Below are 16018 nucleotides of genomic sequence, written 5' to 3'. Positions count from 1 at the left end.
AACGATCACCCGCTTGAGCCGCTCGGAAGGCGCATTACAGCCTTCCCAGGACTGCGTGGGCTGCTGCTGCGTCTTGGGCTGCGATGCCGACGCTGTTGTAGAAGATGCGGTCTTGCGGGGATTTTCGGGCCGGGTGCTGGCCGGTGAGGACCGCGCCGAGCGGGATCAGGGCGTCGTGGGTGAGGTCGCCGGAGTCGAGGGCCGTCATGATCGGACCCGCGTGGTGGGTGGCCGTGTCGACGTCGTCTACGACGATCGTGGTCGCGGTGCGCAGGAGGTCCGCATCGACCTCGCGGCGGTGGGGTTCGAAGCTGCCGACGCTGACCACCGTGGCGCCCGGAGCCAAATCCGACGTGGGGACTACCGGGTCCGCGCTGAGGGTGCAGGCGACGACCATCGCCGCGTCGCGCACCGCTTCGGCGGAGGTGGCCGCCGGGCGGACGTCGAGGTCCAGTTCCGCGGCCAGCTCGGCGGCCGTCGTCTCGCGGCGGGCGGCGTCGCGGCCGTGGATCCGCACCTCGGTGAGCGGGCGGATCCGGGAGATCGCGCGGACGTGCGCCCGGGCCTGGACGCCGGAGCCGATCACCGCCAGCACCTCCGCCTCGGCCGGGGCCAGGGCGTCGAGCGCGACGGCGCTGCCCGCGGCGGTGCGGATCTCGGTGAGCTTCGTGCCCGACATCGTCGCCGCGAGCTCGCCGGTCTCGGCGTCGAGGACCAGGACCGTGGCGTTGATCGAGGCCACGCCGCGCTCGGCGTTGCCCGGGTTGACCGAGACCAGCTTGGCGACCGGGCCGTGCCGGGGCGAGAGCCGGCACAGGTACGACAGGGCGGTGTCCTGACCGGTGCGGATCGCGGTCTTCGCGGCCTGCTGAGCCTCCTCTCGTCCCAGGGATTCGAAGGCCAGCCGTTGCGAGGCGATCGCCGCGTCGTAGTCCAGGGCCGCCGCCACGTCGGCGTCGCTGAGGAAGTTCATGCGCACCGACGGTGGCACACCGGCGGCCCCGCCGGAAGCCCCATACGCCTCACCGGCAGCCACAGCACCACTGGTGCTCAGCCCGACGAGAAATCACTCTTCTGATCCTCAACAGAACACGCGCCGTCGTTCTACGGTGATCTCAGCGTTATTCCCGAGCAGGGTGATCCCCGAACTGGAAGAGGTGCATGGCGGTGCAGGCGACGTTGAGCTCCGTGATCGGTCCGGACGCCCCGGACGTGGTCGACGGCGGAGGCGAGTACCTCTCGAAGAACCCCGCGAACTTCGACGACGTCGTCGCCAAGGTCGCCCTCGGTACCCCCGACACGCTCGTCGCCGCCACCGAGCAGGCCCAGCGCGCGCAGAAGGAGTGGTCGCAGGTGCCCGCGCCGGTGCGCGGACGCGTCATCGCCGGGCTGGGCCGTCTCGTCGAGGCGAACAAGGAATCCCTCGCGAAGCTGGTGACCCGCGAGATCGGCAAGCCCTACGCCGAAGCGCTCGGCGAGGTGCAGGAGATCGTCGACACCTGTGACTTCTTCCTCGGCGAGGGCCGCAGGCTCTACGGGCAGACCGTGCCCTCGGAGATGCCCGACAAGCAGCTGTTCACCTTCCGCGTCCCGGTCGGGGTCGCCGTGGTGATCACCGCGGGCAACTTCCCCGTCGCCGTGCCGTCCTGGTACCTGGTGCCGGCGCTGCTGTGCGGCAACGCGGTGGTGTGGAAGCCCGCCGAGTACGCGGCCGGGGCGGCTCGCGCGGTCGCCGAGCTGGCGTGGAAGGCCGGGGTGCCCAAGGGCGTGCTCAACCTCGTCTACACCGACGGCGAGGCGACCTTCAAGGGCCTGGAGGCCTCGCTCGAGGCGGGCACGGTCAACAAGGTCGGCTTCACCGGATCCAGCGCCGTCGGCACGCGGGTCGGTGAGCTGTGCGGGCGTCACCTGCAGAACCCGTGCCTGGAGCTGGGCGGGAAGAACCCGATGATCGTCACCGAGGACGCCGACCTGGACCTGGCCGTGGAGGGCGCGCTGTTCTCCGGCTGGGGAACCGCCGGTCAGCGCTGCACCTCGCTGGGCAACCTGATCGTGCACCGCGACGTCAAGGACGAGTTCACCCGGCGGCTGGACGAGGCGCTGCGCGCGGCCATCGTCGGCGAGCCCGGCGGCGACGTGCTCTACGGGCCGATGCTGGACCAGAAGTTCGCCGACAACTTCGAGTCCATCTTGGACACCCTGCAGCCGCACCACACCACGCTGGGCTCCGACGCCGTCGGCCGGATCGGGAACGACAAGCCGCGCAAGGGTTTCCACGGCGACCCGGCAACCGGGCTGTACTACCACCCGGTGCTGGTGGACGGGATGCGCACCGACGACCACATCTTCCGCAACGAGACCTTCGGCCCGATCGTCGGCATCACCACCTACGACACGCTCGACGAGGCCATCGAGCTCGGCAACGCGCCCGGCTACGGGCTCTCGGCGGCGATCTACACCACCGACCCGGCCAAGGCGTTCCGGTTCCGGCAGGGCATCGGGGCGGGCATGCTCAGCGTGAACAACTCGACCTCCGGCGCCGAGGCGCACCTGCCGTTCGGCGGGAACGGCAAGTCCGGCAACGGAAGTCGGCAGTCGGGCATCTGGGTGCTCGACCAGTTCACCCGCTGGCAGTCGCTCAACTGGGACTTCTCCGGCAAGCTGCAGAAGGCCCAGATGGACGTCGACACCGTCGAGCCCGAGCTCGACTACCGGCTGCCCCCGGAACTGGGCGGGAACTAGTGCTCCCGGCCGCTGCGGAAGTGGTGGTCGTCGGCGGCGGGGCGGTGGGCGTGAGCACCGCCTTCCACCTCGCCGAGGCCGGCGTGGACGTGCTGTTGCTGGAGCGCGACGAACTCGGTTCGGGCAGCACCAGCAAGGCGGCCGGCGGTGTCCGGGCGCAGTTCTCCGATCCGGTCAACATCGAGCTCGGGCAGCGCAGCCTGCGGGCCTTCGAGGACTTCGCGCGGCGGCCCGGCGGCGACATCGACCTCAAGCAGCAGGGCTACCTGTTCCTGCTGTCGGATCCGGCCGACGTCGCCGCGTTCGAGGGCGGCGTGGCGCTGCAGAACTCGCTGGGCGTGCCGAGCCGGATGCTGACCGTCGCCGAGGCCTGCGAGCTGTCGCCGCTGGTGTCGCCGGAAGGGCTGCTGGCGGCGGCCTTCTCCCCCACCGACGGGCACTGCACGCCCGAGGGCGTGGTGCAGGGCTACGCGCGGGCCGCCCGCGAGCACGGGGCTGTGCTGCGGCGCGGGGTGTCGGTGACCGGCATCGAGACCACCGGCGGCGAGATCAGCGGTGTGCGCACCGATCAGGGCGAGGTGCGCACCTCGACGGTGGTGTGCGCGGCCGGGGCCTGGTCGGCGGAGGTCGGCTCCTTCGCCGGGGTCGAGCTGCCGGTGCGGCCGCTGCGCAGGCAGATCCTGGTCACCGAGCCGATGCCGGACCTGCCGCCGAAGCTGCCGTTCACCATCGACTTCGCCACCAGCTTCTACTTCCACGAGGAAGGACCCGGCCTGCTGGTGGGCATGTCGGACCCGGACGAGGAGTTCGGGTTCCGGCTCGGCACCGACGACCGCTGGCTGGGGCGGCTCAGCGAAGCCGTCGCACGCCGCGCTCCCCGGGTCGCCGAGGCCGGGGTGGCGCACGGGTGGGCCGGGCTCTACGAGATCACCCCGGACCACAACGCCCTGGTCGGCAACGCCGGCCGGTTCTTCTACGCCACCGGTTTCTCCGGGCACGGCTTCCTGCAGAGCCCGGCGGTCGGCGAGGCGATGCGCGACCTGGTCCTGGGCCGCACACCACCGATCGACGTCTCCGGTCTCGACGTGCGCCGCTTCGATGGCGCCGAGGTCCGGCCCGAGCACAACTGCGTGTAGGAAGGGACAACCGTGGTTGATCTGTTGCAGGAGATCGACGAGTGGGGCCCGGAGAAGGTCGTCTGCGTCTCCGACGCGCGCACCGGGATGCGGGGTGTGCTGGTCATCGACAACACCGCACGCGGCACCGGCAAGGGCGGCACCCGGATGGCGCCGACCGTGAGCGTCGGTGAGATCGCGCGGCTGGCGCGGGTGATGACCTGGAAGTGGGCGGCGGTGGACCTCTTCCACGGCGGCGCGAAGGCCGGCATCGTCGCCGACCCGGACTCGCCCGACAAGGAGAAGGTGGTGCGCGCGTTCGCGCGTCGGCTGGCCGACCAGATCCCGGCCAGCTACGTCGCCGGTCTGGACATGGGCATGACCGAGCACGACGCGGCCATCATCCAGGACGAGCTCGCCGACCGCGGCGCGGCCGTCGGCGTCCCGGAAGCCCTCGGCGGGGTGCCCTACGACCAGCTCGGGGTGACGGGCCACGGCGTGGCCGAGGCGGTGCTGGCCGCGCTGGAGCGCGCCGGGAAACCGGTGGCCGGGGCGCGGATCGCGGTGCAGGGCTTCGGCGCGGTCGGCGCGGCGGCGGCCGCCCGGCTGCACGAGCTCGGCGCCCAGCTCGTCGCGCTGTCCACGGTGGACGGTTCGGTGCACGACCCGAACGGCCTCGACGTGCCCGGGTGGCTGGCCGCGCGAGCGGAGTTCGGCGACGCCTGCGTCGCCAAAGCCGCTCCCGCGCAACGCATCGCCCAGGGCGAGGAGCTCGCCGTGGACTGCGACGTGCTGATCCCCGCGGCCCGGCAGGACGTCATCGACCCCTCGGTGGCCGCGCGGATCCGGGCCGGTCTGATCGTGGAGGGCGCCAACCTGCCGACCACGCCGCGGGCCCGGGAAGCGCTGGGCGCGCGGGGCGTGGAGATCGTGCCGGACTTCATCGCCAACGCCGGTGGCGCCATCGCGGCCGGGTTCGCGATGGACGCCCGGCGATCGGCGTTCCGGCCGGAACCGGCCCGCATCCTCGACGAGGTCGCGGCCCGCACCCGGCGCAACACCCTGCTGGTGCTCGACACCGCCGCGCGCGAGGGCGTCCTGCCGCACGCGGCGGCGCTGACGATGGCCGAGCAGCGGGTTCGCGAGGCGATGCGGCTGCGCGGCCGACTGCCCGTCCCCGCCTGAGGAGACGGCGTGCTCAACCCGATTCACCTGCGCACGCTGCAGGAGTGCGTGCGCACCGGCTCGTTCGCCGAGGCCGGGCGCGCGCTCGGCTACACCGCCTCGGCGGTGTCGCAGCAGATGGTGCTGCTGGAGCGGGCGATCGGCGCGCCGCTGTTCGAGCGCTCCGCCCGCTCGGCCCGCAGCACGGCGCTGGCGCTGCGGCTGGCCGAGCGCAGCCGCGACGCGCTCGGCGCCCTGGACGCGCTGGAGCGGGAGGTGCGGGCCATGGTCGTCGGCGAGGAGGGCGGCCTGCGGCTGGCCTCGTTCGCCACCGCCAACTCGCGGGTGCTGCCGGACGTGCTGGCGGCGGTGATCTCGCAGCGCCCGCACGCCGAGGTGCAGCTCGACGAGGGCGAACCCGACGAGGTCGTCGACGGCGTCCTCGACGGCGTGCTGGACGCGGCGCTGGTCTTCGAGTACGACCTGGATCCGCGCCAGTGGCCCCTCGAGCTGTGCGCCGAGGAGCTGCTCGCCGAACCGCTGCACGTCGTCCTGCCCGCCTCGCACCGGCTCGCCGGGCGGCACCGGGTGGAACTGGCGGACCTGGCCGACGACACCTGGATCTGCACCCGCGAGGACACCGCGGGCGCCCGGTCGCTGATCCGGCTCGCCGCGGCGGCCGGGTTCGTCCCGCGGATCACCTTCCGCAGCAACGACTACTCGGTGATCCGCGACCTGGTGTCGCGGGAGCTCGGCGTCGCGGTCCTGCCCGCGCTGGCCATCCCCCGGGACCAGCCCGGCATCGTCCGCATCTTCGGCTTCCAGCCGCGTCGCCGGGTCAAGGTCCTCTACCGCAAGCAGAACACCAACCCGCTGCTACCGATCGCCCTGGAATTCCTGGCCTCGTCCTGCACAGCGGCCGCGTCCGAGTGGGAGCAGTCATGACCGAACCCGTCGACGAGCACTTCCTCCGCACCGTCCCCCGCCTCGGTGACGCGATTTCCGTGGAAATCGGGTCCACCTCGGTCTCGGCCGCGGATCTGGTGGGGTTGTTCGACTCGCAGATCGGGAGTCGACACCTCGACCTCAAGGCCCGTGAGCTGGGGAAACGGGGTGCCGGGTTCTACAGCATCGGGTCGTCGGGGCACGAGTCGAACGCGGCCGTGGCGGCGGCGCTGCGGGCCAGCGACCCGGCGCTGCTGCACTACCGGTCCGGGGCGTTCTACCTGGAGCGGGCCCGGCAGGTCGCCGGGAGCACGCCGCTGCTGGACGTGCTGCTGGGCATCGTGGCCTCGGCCGACGAGCCGATCTCGGCCGGTCGGCACAAGGTCTTCGGGCACGGCGACCTGGCGGTGATCCCGCAGACCTCGACGATCGCCTCGCACCTGCCGCGCTCGGTGGGTCTGGCGTTCGCGCTGGAGCGGGGCGCGCGGCTCGGGGTCGAGGCCGAGTGGCCTGCGGATTCGGTGGTGGTGTGCAGCTTCGGCGACGCCTCGGCGAACCACTCGACGGCCACCGGCGCGATCAACTCCGCGCTGCACTGCGCCTTCCAGGACCTGCCGATGCCGCTGCTGCTGGTCTGCGAGGACAACGGCATCGGCATCAGCGTGCGCACCCCGTCGGGCTGGATCGCCACCGCCTACGGGAACCGCCCAGGACTGCGCTACTTCACCGCCGACGGATCCGATCCCGTTGAGTGCCTGCGGGTTTCACGAGAGGCGGCCGAGTGGGTGCGCGCAAACCGAGCGCCGGCGTTCCTGCACCTGCGGACCGTGCGGCTGATGGGTCACGCCGGGTCCGACGTCGAATCGGCGTACCGGTCGCGCACCGAGATCACCGCCGACCACGACCGCGACCCGCTGCTCGGAACCGCCAAAACCCTCATCTCCCACGGCGTTCTCACCGCCGAGGAGGTGCTGGACCGCTACGAGGCCAAGCGCGCCGAGGTCGACTCGCTCGCCGAGGAAACGCTGAGCCGCCGCAAGCTGGGCAGCGCGGACGAGGTCATGGCCTCGCTGCACCGCCACTCCCCCGACGCCATCGCCACCGCGGCGGCCGAGAACCCGCCGGAGCGCGCGGATTCCGACGGTCCGCTGACGCTGGCGCAGGCGATCAACCGCTCGCTGGCCGACGAGCTCGCCCGCGACAACCGGGTCGTGGTCTTCGGCGAGGACGTGGCCCGCAAGGGCGGCGTGTACGGCGTGACCCGGGGGCTGCGCAAGAAGTACGGCGGCGGCCGGGTTTTCGACACGCTGCTCGACGAGCAGAGCATCCTCGGCACCGCGCTCGGCGCCGGACTGGCCGGCCTGCTGCCGATCCCGGAGATCCAGTACCTCGCCTACCTGCACAACGCCGCCGACCAGCTGCGCGGCGAGGCGAGCACCCTGAGCTTCTTCTCCGACGGCCGCTACACCAACCCGATGGTCGTGCGCATCGCCGGGTACGGCTACCAGAAGGGGTTCGGCGGGCACTTCCACAACGACGACAGCGTCGCCGCGCTGCGCGACCTGCCCGGCGTGGTCCTGGCCTCCCCGTCGCGGCCCGACGACGCGGCGGCGATGCTGCGCACCTGCGTCGCGGCGGCCCGCGTCGACGGCCGGGTGTGCGCGTTCCTCGAACCCATCGCCCTCTACCACACCCGCGACCTGCACGAATCCGGCGACGAGGGCTGGCTGGCCGACTACCCGATGCCGGGCGAGCACCACGTGCCGATCGGTCGCGCCCGCACCTACGGCGACGGCACCGACCTGACGCTGGTCAGCTTCGGCAACGGCGTTCCGATGAGCCTGCGCGTCGCCGAACGCCTCCGGCGGCACGGCGTGGACGCGCGCGTCCTCGACCTGCGCTGGCTCGCCCCGCTGCCCGCCGAGGACCTGCTGGCCGCGGCCGAGGCCACCGGCCGGGTGCTCGTCGTCGACGAGACCCGCCGCAGCGGAGGCGTGTCCGAGCCCGTGATCACCTCACTGGCCGACGCCGGGTTCACCGGCCCGATCAGCCGGGTGACCAGCGAGGACAGCTTCATCCCGCTGGGCGCGGCGGCCTACCACGTGCTGCTCGACGAGGACACGATCGAGGCCGCCGCGCTCAAGCTCACGCGGTGAGCTCCGGGAAGCGGTGCGCCCAGATCTCCCGGGAGGCGGCGATCGGGTCGGACACCGTCGAGCTGGGCAGGTCGAGGATGCGGGTGCGGCGGTCGGTGGGCTGGTAGCGGTCCCAGCCGGGGTCACCGGTGGCGGCGAACGACGTCCAGGAGCGGCGGAACTCGCCGGAGAGGTCCTCGAACCCGTCCGGCACACCGCCGAGCAGCAGCTGCAGCAGCGGGCCGTCGGCGTTGCCGAAGGTGAACGGGATGTCCAGCGCGTGGCAAGCGCCCAGCCCGTTGGGAGCCTGGAGGGTGAGCTCGTAGAGGTGGCTGCGCTCCCCCGCCGCCGCGTGCGCCTCGGCCATCCACAGCGCGGGCACCCGGAACAGCTTGTCGCTGAGCAGCGTGTTGTAGAGCCCGGTGTCGTCGAGATCGGGGTGCGCGGCGCGGTACTGGTCCATCACGCCGTCGCGCAGGTGCAGGTCGGCGGCCAGCTTGTCCGGGTCGAGGGATTCGCGGCGCATCATCGCGGTGAACAGCGTCGCCTCCTGCGCGGTGAACCCGGCGATGAGGTCAATGCCCTTCGCCGCGCCGCCGAGCAGGGCCACCCACGGGAGCTCGCCGAGGGTTTCGCCGTCGAGGATCACGCCGTAGGGCGTGGTGTCGGACCAGGCGGCGCGGCTGCGGGTCATCTCAGCCGTGGCGTCGCGCTGCGCGGCGTGCAGCTGCTCGGCGGGGATCTTCGCCAGCTCGGCGACGATGGGGCGCACGCCGACCGGGCCGGTGATGAGCTCAGCGGCCTTGCGCGCCTCGTCCTCACCCCGGTACATCGCGGCCGGGCTCTGCGCGATCGCGCGGTGAAACAGCCCGGTCCGCGCGGACCCGGCGACCAGGGTGGCGATGGAGGTGCCGCCCGCGGACTCGCCGAAGATGGTGACGTTGTCGGGGTTGCCGCCGAAGGCGGCGATGTTCTCCCGCACCCAGCGCAGCGCGGCGAGGTGGTCGAGGATGCCGCGGTTGGCGGGCGCGTCGTCGACCCAGCCGAACCCCTCGTAGCCGACCCGGTACCCGGCGGTCACCACGACCACGCCGGAGCTCGCCAGCCGCGCCCCGTCGTAGCTGCCCTCGGACGGGCTGCCCGCCAGGTAGGCGCCGCCGTGGAACCACACCATGACCGGCAGGTTCGCGGACGGGTCGGGCGTCCAGACGTTGAGCGTCAGGCTGTCGGTGCCGTCGCCGGGGTTCCACGACGAGGGAAGCCCGTCGGCCATCGGCGGCTGCGGCACGGCCGGGCTGAAGCGCGTGGCCTCGCGCACCCCGTCCCAGCGCTCCGGCTCGGTCGGCGCCTGGAACCGCCGAGGCCCGTCCAGGGGAGCCGCGAACGGGATCCCCTTGAACACCTGCACATCACCCTCGGCAGCGCCCCGCACCGCCCCGAACTCGGTCCGCACCACGAACTGCATGTATCCATACAACCATCTGACCGGCTCACCGAGCCACCACGGGGCACTCCCGGTGGCCATCGTCGCTGGAGGGGGACAGTTTTAGCCAGAATCACCCGGGGTCGATGTCCCTTTTGTCCGGTCAATTATGGCTAAAACTGTCCCGCTCCAGGAGCCCCGCCCTCGCGTGAGGCGGCCTCGGATCAGGAGGGGTCGCCGAAGACCTTGCCGGGGTTGAAGATCCCGGTGGGGTCGAGGGCGTTCTTGATGTCGTGGTGCATGCCGATGACCTTGGGCGAGAGCTCGGCGTGCAGGCCCTTGCGCTTGAGCAGGCCCACGCCGTGCTCGCCGGTGACCGTGCCGCCGAGCTCGATGGCGTCGGCGACGATGTCGTCGAAGGCGCGCTGGGCGCGCAGCCGGGCGTCGTCGTCCCCGGGCGGGGTGATGATCAGCGGGTGCAGGTTGCCGTCGCCGGCGTGGGCGATGTTGGCGATCTGCGTGTCGTGCCGCTGCGCGGCGGCTTCGATGCGCGCGAGCATGTCGGGAACCAGGGCGCGCGGGACGCAGACGTCCTCGGTGAGCAGCGGGCCGAGGCGCTCCAGCGCCGGGTAGGCCAGGCGGCGGGCCGAGAACAGCGCGTCGGCCTCCTGCTCGTCGGTGGAGCGGGCGCTCCAGGTCGCGCCGGCCTCATCGAAGCAGCGCACCAGGGTGTCGACCTCCTGCTCACCGGCCTGCCCCGGGGTGTCGGAGCGGCCCAGCAGCAGGACGTTGGCCTCGGCGGACAGGCCCATGTTCTTCCAGTCGTCGACCGCGCGCAGGCAGTGCTGGTCGAGCAGCTCCAGGGCGGAGGGCACCACTCCGGAGGCCGCGACGGCGGCCACCGCCTCCCCGGCGGCGACCAGCGAGTCGAAGTAGCCCACCACGGTGCGCTCGGGCGCCCGCAGCCCGGGCAGCAGCTTCACCGTCACCTCGGTGACGATGCCGAGCGTGCCCTCGGAGCCGACGAACAGGCCGCACAGGTCGTACCCGGCGACGCCCTTGGCGGTGCGCCGGCCGAGCCGCACGACCTCCCCGTCGCCCACGACGGCCTCGAGGCCGAGCACGTAGTCCCTGGTCACGCCGTACTTCACGCAGCACACGCCACCGGCGTTGGTGGAGACGTTGCCGCCGATGGTCGACCACGGCGAGCTCGCCGGGTCCGGCGGGTACCAGGCGCCGTGCTCGCGGCAGGCGGCGCGCAGGTCGTCGTTGACGACGCCGGGCTGCACCACGGCCAGCTGCTCGCGCGGGTTGATCTCCAGGATCTCGTTCATGCCCTCCAGCGAGATCAGCACGCACCCGTCGACGGCGTTCGCGCCACCCGACAGGCCGGTTCCCGCACCTCGGGGCACGACCGGAACCCGGTGCTCGGCGCAGACCCGCACCGCGGCGACGACGTCGTCGGTGCCGCGGGCGCGCACGACGGCGAGGGGCTTGCCGTAGGGCGCCCACTCGGCCTCGTCGTGGGAGAACCGCCCGGTGGAGTCCGGATCGGTGAGCAGCACCTCGTCGGGAAGAGCCGCTCGCAGGTCCCGCAGCGCAGCGTTGTCCGAATCGTCCACCATTGGTCTACCTCCCACTGCACGAACCGCCCTCACACTAACCCGGCGGACGGGACGAACAGCTTGAGGCCTCAACCAAGTTCCGGGAAGCGGCGCTCCCAGATCTGCCGGGACCCGCGGATCGGGTCGCCGACCAGCGATACCGGGTTGTCGAAGATCCGCGTCTGCCGGTCGAGCAGGCGGTAGCCGGGCCAGCCCGGGTCGCCGGTCGCCGCGAACGACGTCCAGGACCGGCGGATCTCGGCCGACAGCTCGTCGAACCCGGCGGGCTCGTCACCCAGCATCTGGACCGCGAGCGGGTCGTCGCACCGGCCGAAGGTGAACGGCACGTCGAGCCCGTGCGCGGCGCCGAGCGCCCCGCCGCGCTGCGGGGTCGGCCAGGTGAACTCGTAGAGGAACGCGCGCCCGCGCGCCGCGGCCACGGCTTCGGCCATCCACACCGCGGGCATCCGGAAGAGCTGGTCGCCGAGCAGCACGGTGTGCAGGTCGGAGTCGGGCAGGCCCGGGTAGGCCGAGCGGTACTCGGCGGCCGTCGAGTCCGGCAGGCTCAACGAGCGCGCCAGCTCCTCGACGTCGAGCGCCTCGTCCGGCAGGTCGGCGGTGAAGGTCGTCGCCTCGTCGCGGTTGAACCCGGCGATCACGTCGATGCCGTGCGCCGCGCTGCCGCGCATCGCCACCCACGGCAGTTCGGCGAGCACCTCGCCGTCGAGGACGACGTTGTAGGGCAGGCCGTTGGTCCAGGCCGCCCGGTTCGCGCTGATCTCGGCCATCGCCGGCGCCTGCGCCGCGTGCAGGGCCTCCGGCGGCACGTCGGCGAGCCCGCTCGCGGTCGGCGGGATGCCGAGCGGCCCGGTGATGAGCTCGCCGAGCTTGCGAGCCTCGTCCTCGTCGACGTACATCGCCGCCGGGCTCTGCGCGATGGCGCGGCGGAACAGCCCGCGCCGCCCGGATCCGGCGACCAGCGTCGCCACCGACGTCGCGCCCGCCGATTCACCGAAGATCGTGACGTTGTCCGGGTTGCCGCCGAAGGAGATGATGTTGTCGCGCACCCAGCGCAGCGCCGCGAGCTGGTCGAGGACGCCGCGGTTGGACGGCGCGTCCTCGACCCAGCCGAACCCCTCGTAGCCGACCCGGTAGTTGACCGTCACCACGACCACGCCGTCGCGCGCCAGGACGGACCCGTCGAAACCGTCGGTGGCGGCCGTGCCGCCGAGGAACGCGCCGCCGTGCAACCACACCATCACCGGCAGGTGCCCGCCGCGATCCGGTGTCCAGACGTTGACCGTAAGGCACTCGGTGGAGTCACCGGGACGCCAGATCGCGGGCATCGGCGGGAGGGCGGCCTGCGGCACCGAGGCGCTGTAGCGGGAGGCGTCGCGCAGCCCGTCCCACCTCGGCGGCGCCACCGGCGCCTGGAACCGGCGCGGGCCGTCCAGCGGCGCGGCGTACGGGATGCCCTTGAACGCCATGACGTCGCCGTCGGCGACGCCTCGCACGGCGCCGTGCTCGGTGCGGACGATGAGGTCCATCCCGCCGTACAACCACCGGAAACCGGATAACGCGGACGATTTCTCCTCGGTCATCTCTCACGCCCCGTCGCAGAGTTCGGCGACCGCCTGCGGCAGCGCCTCGGCGAGCTTCTCCATGTCGGGCAACGCCGCCCGGTTCGCCTGCACCCCGATGTGCACGGTGTCGCGGAACTGCGAGACCGCGATCGACAGCGCGTGTCCGGAGGCCAGCGGCGCGATCGGGAACAGCTCGGCGACCTCGGCGCCGTCGAGGGCGGCGTGGAACCGCGGCAGCGGCACGTTGGTGACCATCGTGTCGAACAGCAGCGGCGCGCCCTGGGCGACCAGCGGGGTGGCGAGGTGGTGCAGCAGCTGCGGCAGCCGTCCGGCCAGCACGGGGAACGCGCCCGGCCCGCGCAGCGGACCACCGCTCTTGTTGGCGCTCATCTCCTCGCGCAGCGACCGCAGCCGCTCGCCCGGGTCGGGTTCGTCGACGGGCAGTCCGCACAGGTAGCCGGAGAGCTGGTTGTTGCCGCTGCGCGGCTGGTTGCTGCGTCGCCGGCACACCGGGATCAGCGCGCGCACCGGCACGCCGCCGACGTCGGCGCCGCGGTCGGCCATCCACCGGCGCAGCGCACCGGTGATGATCGCGAGCACGACGTCGTTGGTGGTGCCGCCGCCGTGCCGGGAGCGGATGCGGCGGATGTCGGCCAGGTCGACGGGCACCAGCGCGAGTTTGCGGGCCGGCGAGGTGCTGGCGTGCATCGGCGAGGACTGCAGCGGGATGCGCACGTGGCGCACCACCGAGGCGGCGATGCCCAGCGACTCGCCGGACTTCGACAGGGTGCCGCGCAGCGCGCCGACCAGCTTGTCCGGTTTGCGCAGCAGCCCGAGGGCGTCCTCGATCGGATTGCTGGGCGGTGTCGCGGGCGTGTCGGTGAGGTCGGTGAACTCGTCGAGCAGCCGCACCCCGACCTCGACGGCGTCGTGCCCGTCGACCAGGGCGTGGTGGAACTTCATCAGCACCGCGAACCGGTTGTCGGCCAGGCCGGTGATCAGGTGCAGTTCCCACAGCGGGCGGCGCTGGTCGAGCGGATCGGCGATCAGCTCGGAGGTCAGGATCGCGAGCTCCTCGCGGCCTCCCGGGCTGGGCACCTCGTGGTCGTGGACGTGCTCGGTGGCGTCGAAGTCGCGGGCCTCGCGCCAGTGCGGTTGCAGCCAGGAGCGTTCCAGCCGCATCCGGAGGCGGCCGATGCGCTGGGCCCGTTCGGCGAGCAGCCGCCGCAGCCGGTCGCGGTCGACCGGTCCTTCGGCGCGGAAGACGGCGACCGCGCCCACGTGCATGGGCGTGTCCTCGTTCTCCATGCACAGAAATGCCCAGTCGAGTGGTGTCAGTTCACTTCGGGCGGGTGTTTCGGTTGCGGTCATCGCCTATTCCCCGTCAACGATGAATTGGTCGTTCGCGTTACGCATCAGTTTCCGATGGGATCTCTCGGTGGTCGGCGATCCAATCCGAATCCGGTTCGCAATCGGACGTTCCGGTGAACAGGCGACCTCGCGTGCGGTCCTGAACCTGCTGGTGACGAGCACATCGACGGGTTCCTTCCGGTGCTGTCGGCAGTCGGCGTGCGCGCACCGATCACCGCAGCAGTGAGAGTTTTCGGGTCGGCGCACGTGGTCAATTCGCAAACCGGTGCGCCGTTGCACAATTCGTCAGGGTAACCGCTGACCAGTGCGTCGACCTTAGCGAAGAAATGATCGGTTGAGAACGACCGCGATCGGCCGCGCCGAAACTCGGAAGGGTTTTGATCACTGCGTTCAGTGCCGGTTCGGGGATTCGAGATCACCCGAACGGACGCCGATGTCTCCGCGGTGGACCCACCGAGCGGACGGCGATGACGCCCCGCACCGGCCCGGTGGCCGAGGAGGCCTCGGATTCTCACTCGAACGCTGGTCCGGGCAGCACGAAGCCCCGCCGCCGCAGGCGTGTCGCGCTGCGGTGGCGGGGCTTCGTGATTCCCAGCCGGGTGGTTCGGTTACTTGCCGGGCTCCCAGTGGTCGAGGAGCGCGGCGAAGGTCTCGAAGGCCGGGGCGTTGTAGCCGTAGGGCGCTTCGAGGTGGATGCCGATCGGGAATCCGAGGTCGTGCACGCCGTCGATGACCCGCTTGTAGAGGTCGACGACCGCCTGCTTGCGCTGCTCGAAGCCGAGCTCGGCGGTGCGGGCGACGAACTCCTGCTCGGCGGCCACGGCCTGGTTGCCCGGGTCCTGGATGAGCCACTGGATGAGCTTCTTCTTGCTCTCCACGCCCGGGATGAACCCGAACGACAGCAGGATCTCGGGGCGGTGCGGCGTGGTGCGCGCGAATTCCTTCAGGAAGTCGACGATCGCCTCGGAGTACAGCAGCTGCGTCATGCCGTAGGTGGCGCCGCGCTCGCACTTGAACCCGAAGCGGCCCTGCTCGCCCTCGCGGGTGGGGATGAGGATGGAGCCGCGGTGCGGGACGACGTCCTGGAACTTGGTGAGCGCGTCGACCGGCGCCACGCCGGGGCCCTCGCCGTCGGCCATGGTGCGCGGGACGCCGACGAAGGCGATGCCGTCCATGTCGGCGTCGCGCAGCGACTGGAGGCGCTCGGTCAGGGCGGGCTCGTCGTGGAAGGCGGTGACCTGCGTGCACAGGCCGCGGACGTCGCCGCCGAGCTCCGGGCGGATGGTGCGCCAGAAGTCGATGGTGTCCATCTTGGGGCGGAAGTCGACCGGGCGGTCGCCGTCCTCCTGGATGATCCCGGGGATCATCACGTGCCGGATGCGGCCGGTCAGCCCGAATTGGCGGCTGAGCTCGGCGATCTTCTGTCCTTCTTCAACGGCCCTCTGCACACCGCCGTCGAGGTCGGGCGGAACCAGTTCGAGTGCGATGGTGGTCATGTCGGCCTCAGGTATTCCTTCTGTCGACTTCGGTCACCGCAGCGCTCGCTAGACACGCCTGCGAACCTGCACCTAGTGGCAGGGACCGTTTTCATTTCAGGAGAAGGTTTTTCCGACGAGGCCGGCGTTCCCGGGAACGTTCGAACGCGGAACGTCCCCGGGCTCACCGACTTTCGCGGGAACCGGGGGTGGTCACCGCACGCGGGCGGTGACCACCGGCCGGATCAGTAGCGGTAGTGCTCGGGCTTGTACGGGCCTTCGACGTCGACGCCGATGTAGGCGGCCTGCTCCTTGGTGAGCTTGGTCAGCTTCACACCCAGCGCGTCCAGGTGCAGACGGGCGACCTTCTCGTCCAAGTGCTTCGGGAGCACGTAGACGTCGGTGTTGTACTCGCCCGGCTTGGTGAACAGCTCGATCTGCGCGATCGTCTGGTTCGTGAA

At 71.8% G+C, this 16018-nt stretch carries 12 protein-coding genes; 5 read left to right on the top strand and 7 right to left on the bottom strand.

Annotated elements, in window-relative coordinates; genetic code table 11:
- Positions 1 to 34: 34 nt before the first annotated feature.
- The gene (locus BM424_RS24395; RefSeq protein WP_093422488.1) at positions 35 to 973 is read right to left on the bottom strand and encodes an ornithine cyclodeaminase family protein; all 939 of its coding nucleotides are present in this window, start codon (positions 971 to 973) and stop codon (positions 35 to 37) included.
- Positions 974 to 1161: 188 nt separating this feature from the next.
- Between BM424_RS24395 and BM424_RS24390 the strand changes: the two genes are divergently transcribed.
- Genes BM424_RS24390 through BM424_RS24370 form a run of 5 tightly spaced genes read left to right on the top strand, consistent with a single transcriptional unit; the run spans position 1162 to position 8122 of the window.
- On the top strand, positions 1162 to 2742 hold the full coding sequence (locus BM424_RS24390) for an aldehyde dehydrogenase family protein (protein WP_093422485.1): 1581 nt from the start codon (positions 1162 to 1164) through the stop codon (positions 2740 to 2742).
- Positions 2742 to 3878: an NAD(P)/FAD-dependent oxidoreductase gene (locus BM424_RS24385; RefSeq protein WP_093422483.1), complete on the top strand. Its 1137-nt coding sequence runs from the start codon at positions 2742 to 2744 to the stop codon at positions 3876 to 3878. The genes BM424_RS24390 and BM424_RS24385 overlap by 1 nt, the downstream gene beginning before the upstream one ends.
- Positions 3879 to 3890: 12 nt before the next feature.
- Positions 3891 to 5042, top strand: coding sequence for a Glu/Leu/Phe/Val family dehydrogenase (locus tag BM424_RS24380; RefSeq protein ID WP_175548251.1), 1152 nt, complete (start codon positions 3891 to 3893; stop codon positions 5040 to 5042).
- 9 nt (positions 5043 to 5051) lie between these two features.
- Positions 5052 to 5966 (top strand): LysR family transcriptional regulator, encoded by a 915-nt coding sequence (locus tag BM424_RS24375; protein ID WP_093422480.1) that lies wholly within the window; start codon positions 5052 to 5054, stop codon positions 5964 to 5966.
- Positions 5963 to 8122, top strand: coding sequence for a thiamine pyrophosphate-dependent enzyme (locus BM424_RS24370; RefSeq protein ID WP_093422478.1), 2160 nt, complete (start codon positions 5963 to 5965; stop codon positions 8120 to 8122). The genes BM424_RS24375 and BM424_RS24370 overlap by 4 nt, the downstream gene beginning before the upstream one ends.
- Here the strand turns inward: BM424_RS24370 and BM424_RS24365 are convergent.
- The 6 genes from BM424_RS24365 to BM424_RS24340 all read right to left on the bottom strand — a co-directional run.
- Positions 8112 to 9566, bottom strand: a complete 1455-nt coding sequence (locus tag BM424_RS24365) for a carboxylesterase/lipase family protein (RefSeq protein ID WP_093422475.1) — start codon at positions 9564 to 9566, stop codon at positions 8112 to 8114. The two genes, BM424_RS24370 and BM424_RS24365, sit on opposite strands and share 11 nt — an antisense overlap.
- A gap of 182 nt (positions 9567 to 9748) precedes the next feature.
- Complete coding sequence (locus BM424_RS24360) at positions 9749 to 11149, bottom strand: FAD-binding oxidoreductase (protein ID WP_093422473.1); 1401 nt, start codon at positions 11147 to 11149, stop codon at positions 9749 to 9751.
- A gap of 68 nt (positions 11150 to 11217) precedes the next feature.
- Positions 11218 to 12729: a carboxylesterase/lipase family protein gene (locus BM424_RS24355; protein WP_245776101.1), complete on the bottom strand. Its 1512-nt coding sequence runs from the start codon at positions 12727 to 12729 to the stop codon at positions 11218 to 11220.
- A gap of 3 nt (positions 12730 to 12732) precedes the next feature.
- Complete coding sequence (locus BM424_RS24350) at positions 12733 to 14082, bottom strand: wax ester/triacylglycerol synthase family O-acyltransferase (RefSeq protein ID WP_093422470.1); 1350 nt, start codon at positions 14080 to 14082, stop codon at positions 12733 to 12735.
- A 608-nt stretch (positions 14083 to 14690) separates the two neighbouring features.
- The gene (locus BM424_RS24345; RefSeq protein ID WP_093422468.1) at positions 14691 to 15578 is read right to left on the bottom strand and encodes a mycobacterial-type methylenetetrahydrofolate reductase; all 888 of its coding nucleotides are present in this window, start codon (positions 15576 to 15578) and stop codon (positions 14691 to 14693) included.
- A gap of 224 nt (positions 15579 to 15802) precedes the next feature.
- Positions 15803 to 16018 (bottom strand): adenosylhomocysteinase (locus BM424_RS24340; RefSeq protein ID WP_175548250.1); only part of this gene is annotated, 216 nt, incomplete at its 5' end.

The organism is Saccharopolyspora flava (genome assembly GCF_900116135.1).
Taxonomy (GTDB): Bacteria; Actinomycetota; Actinomycetes; order Mycobacteriales; family Pseudonocardiaceae; genus Saccharopolyspora; species Saccharopolyspora flava.
The sequence above is the reverse complement of the archived record's forward strand: the minus strand, read 5'-3'. Positions and strand labels throughout refer to the sequence as shown.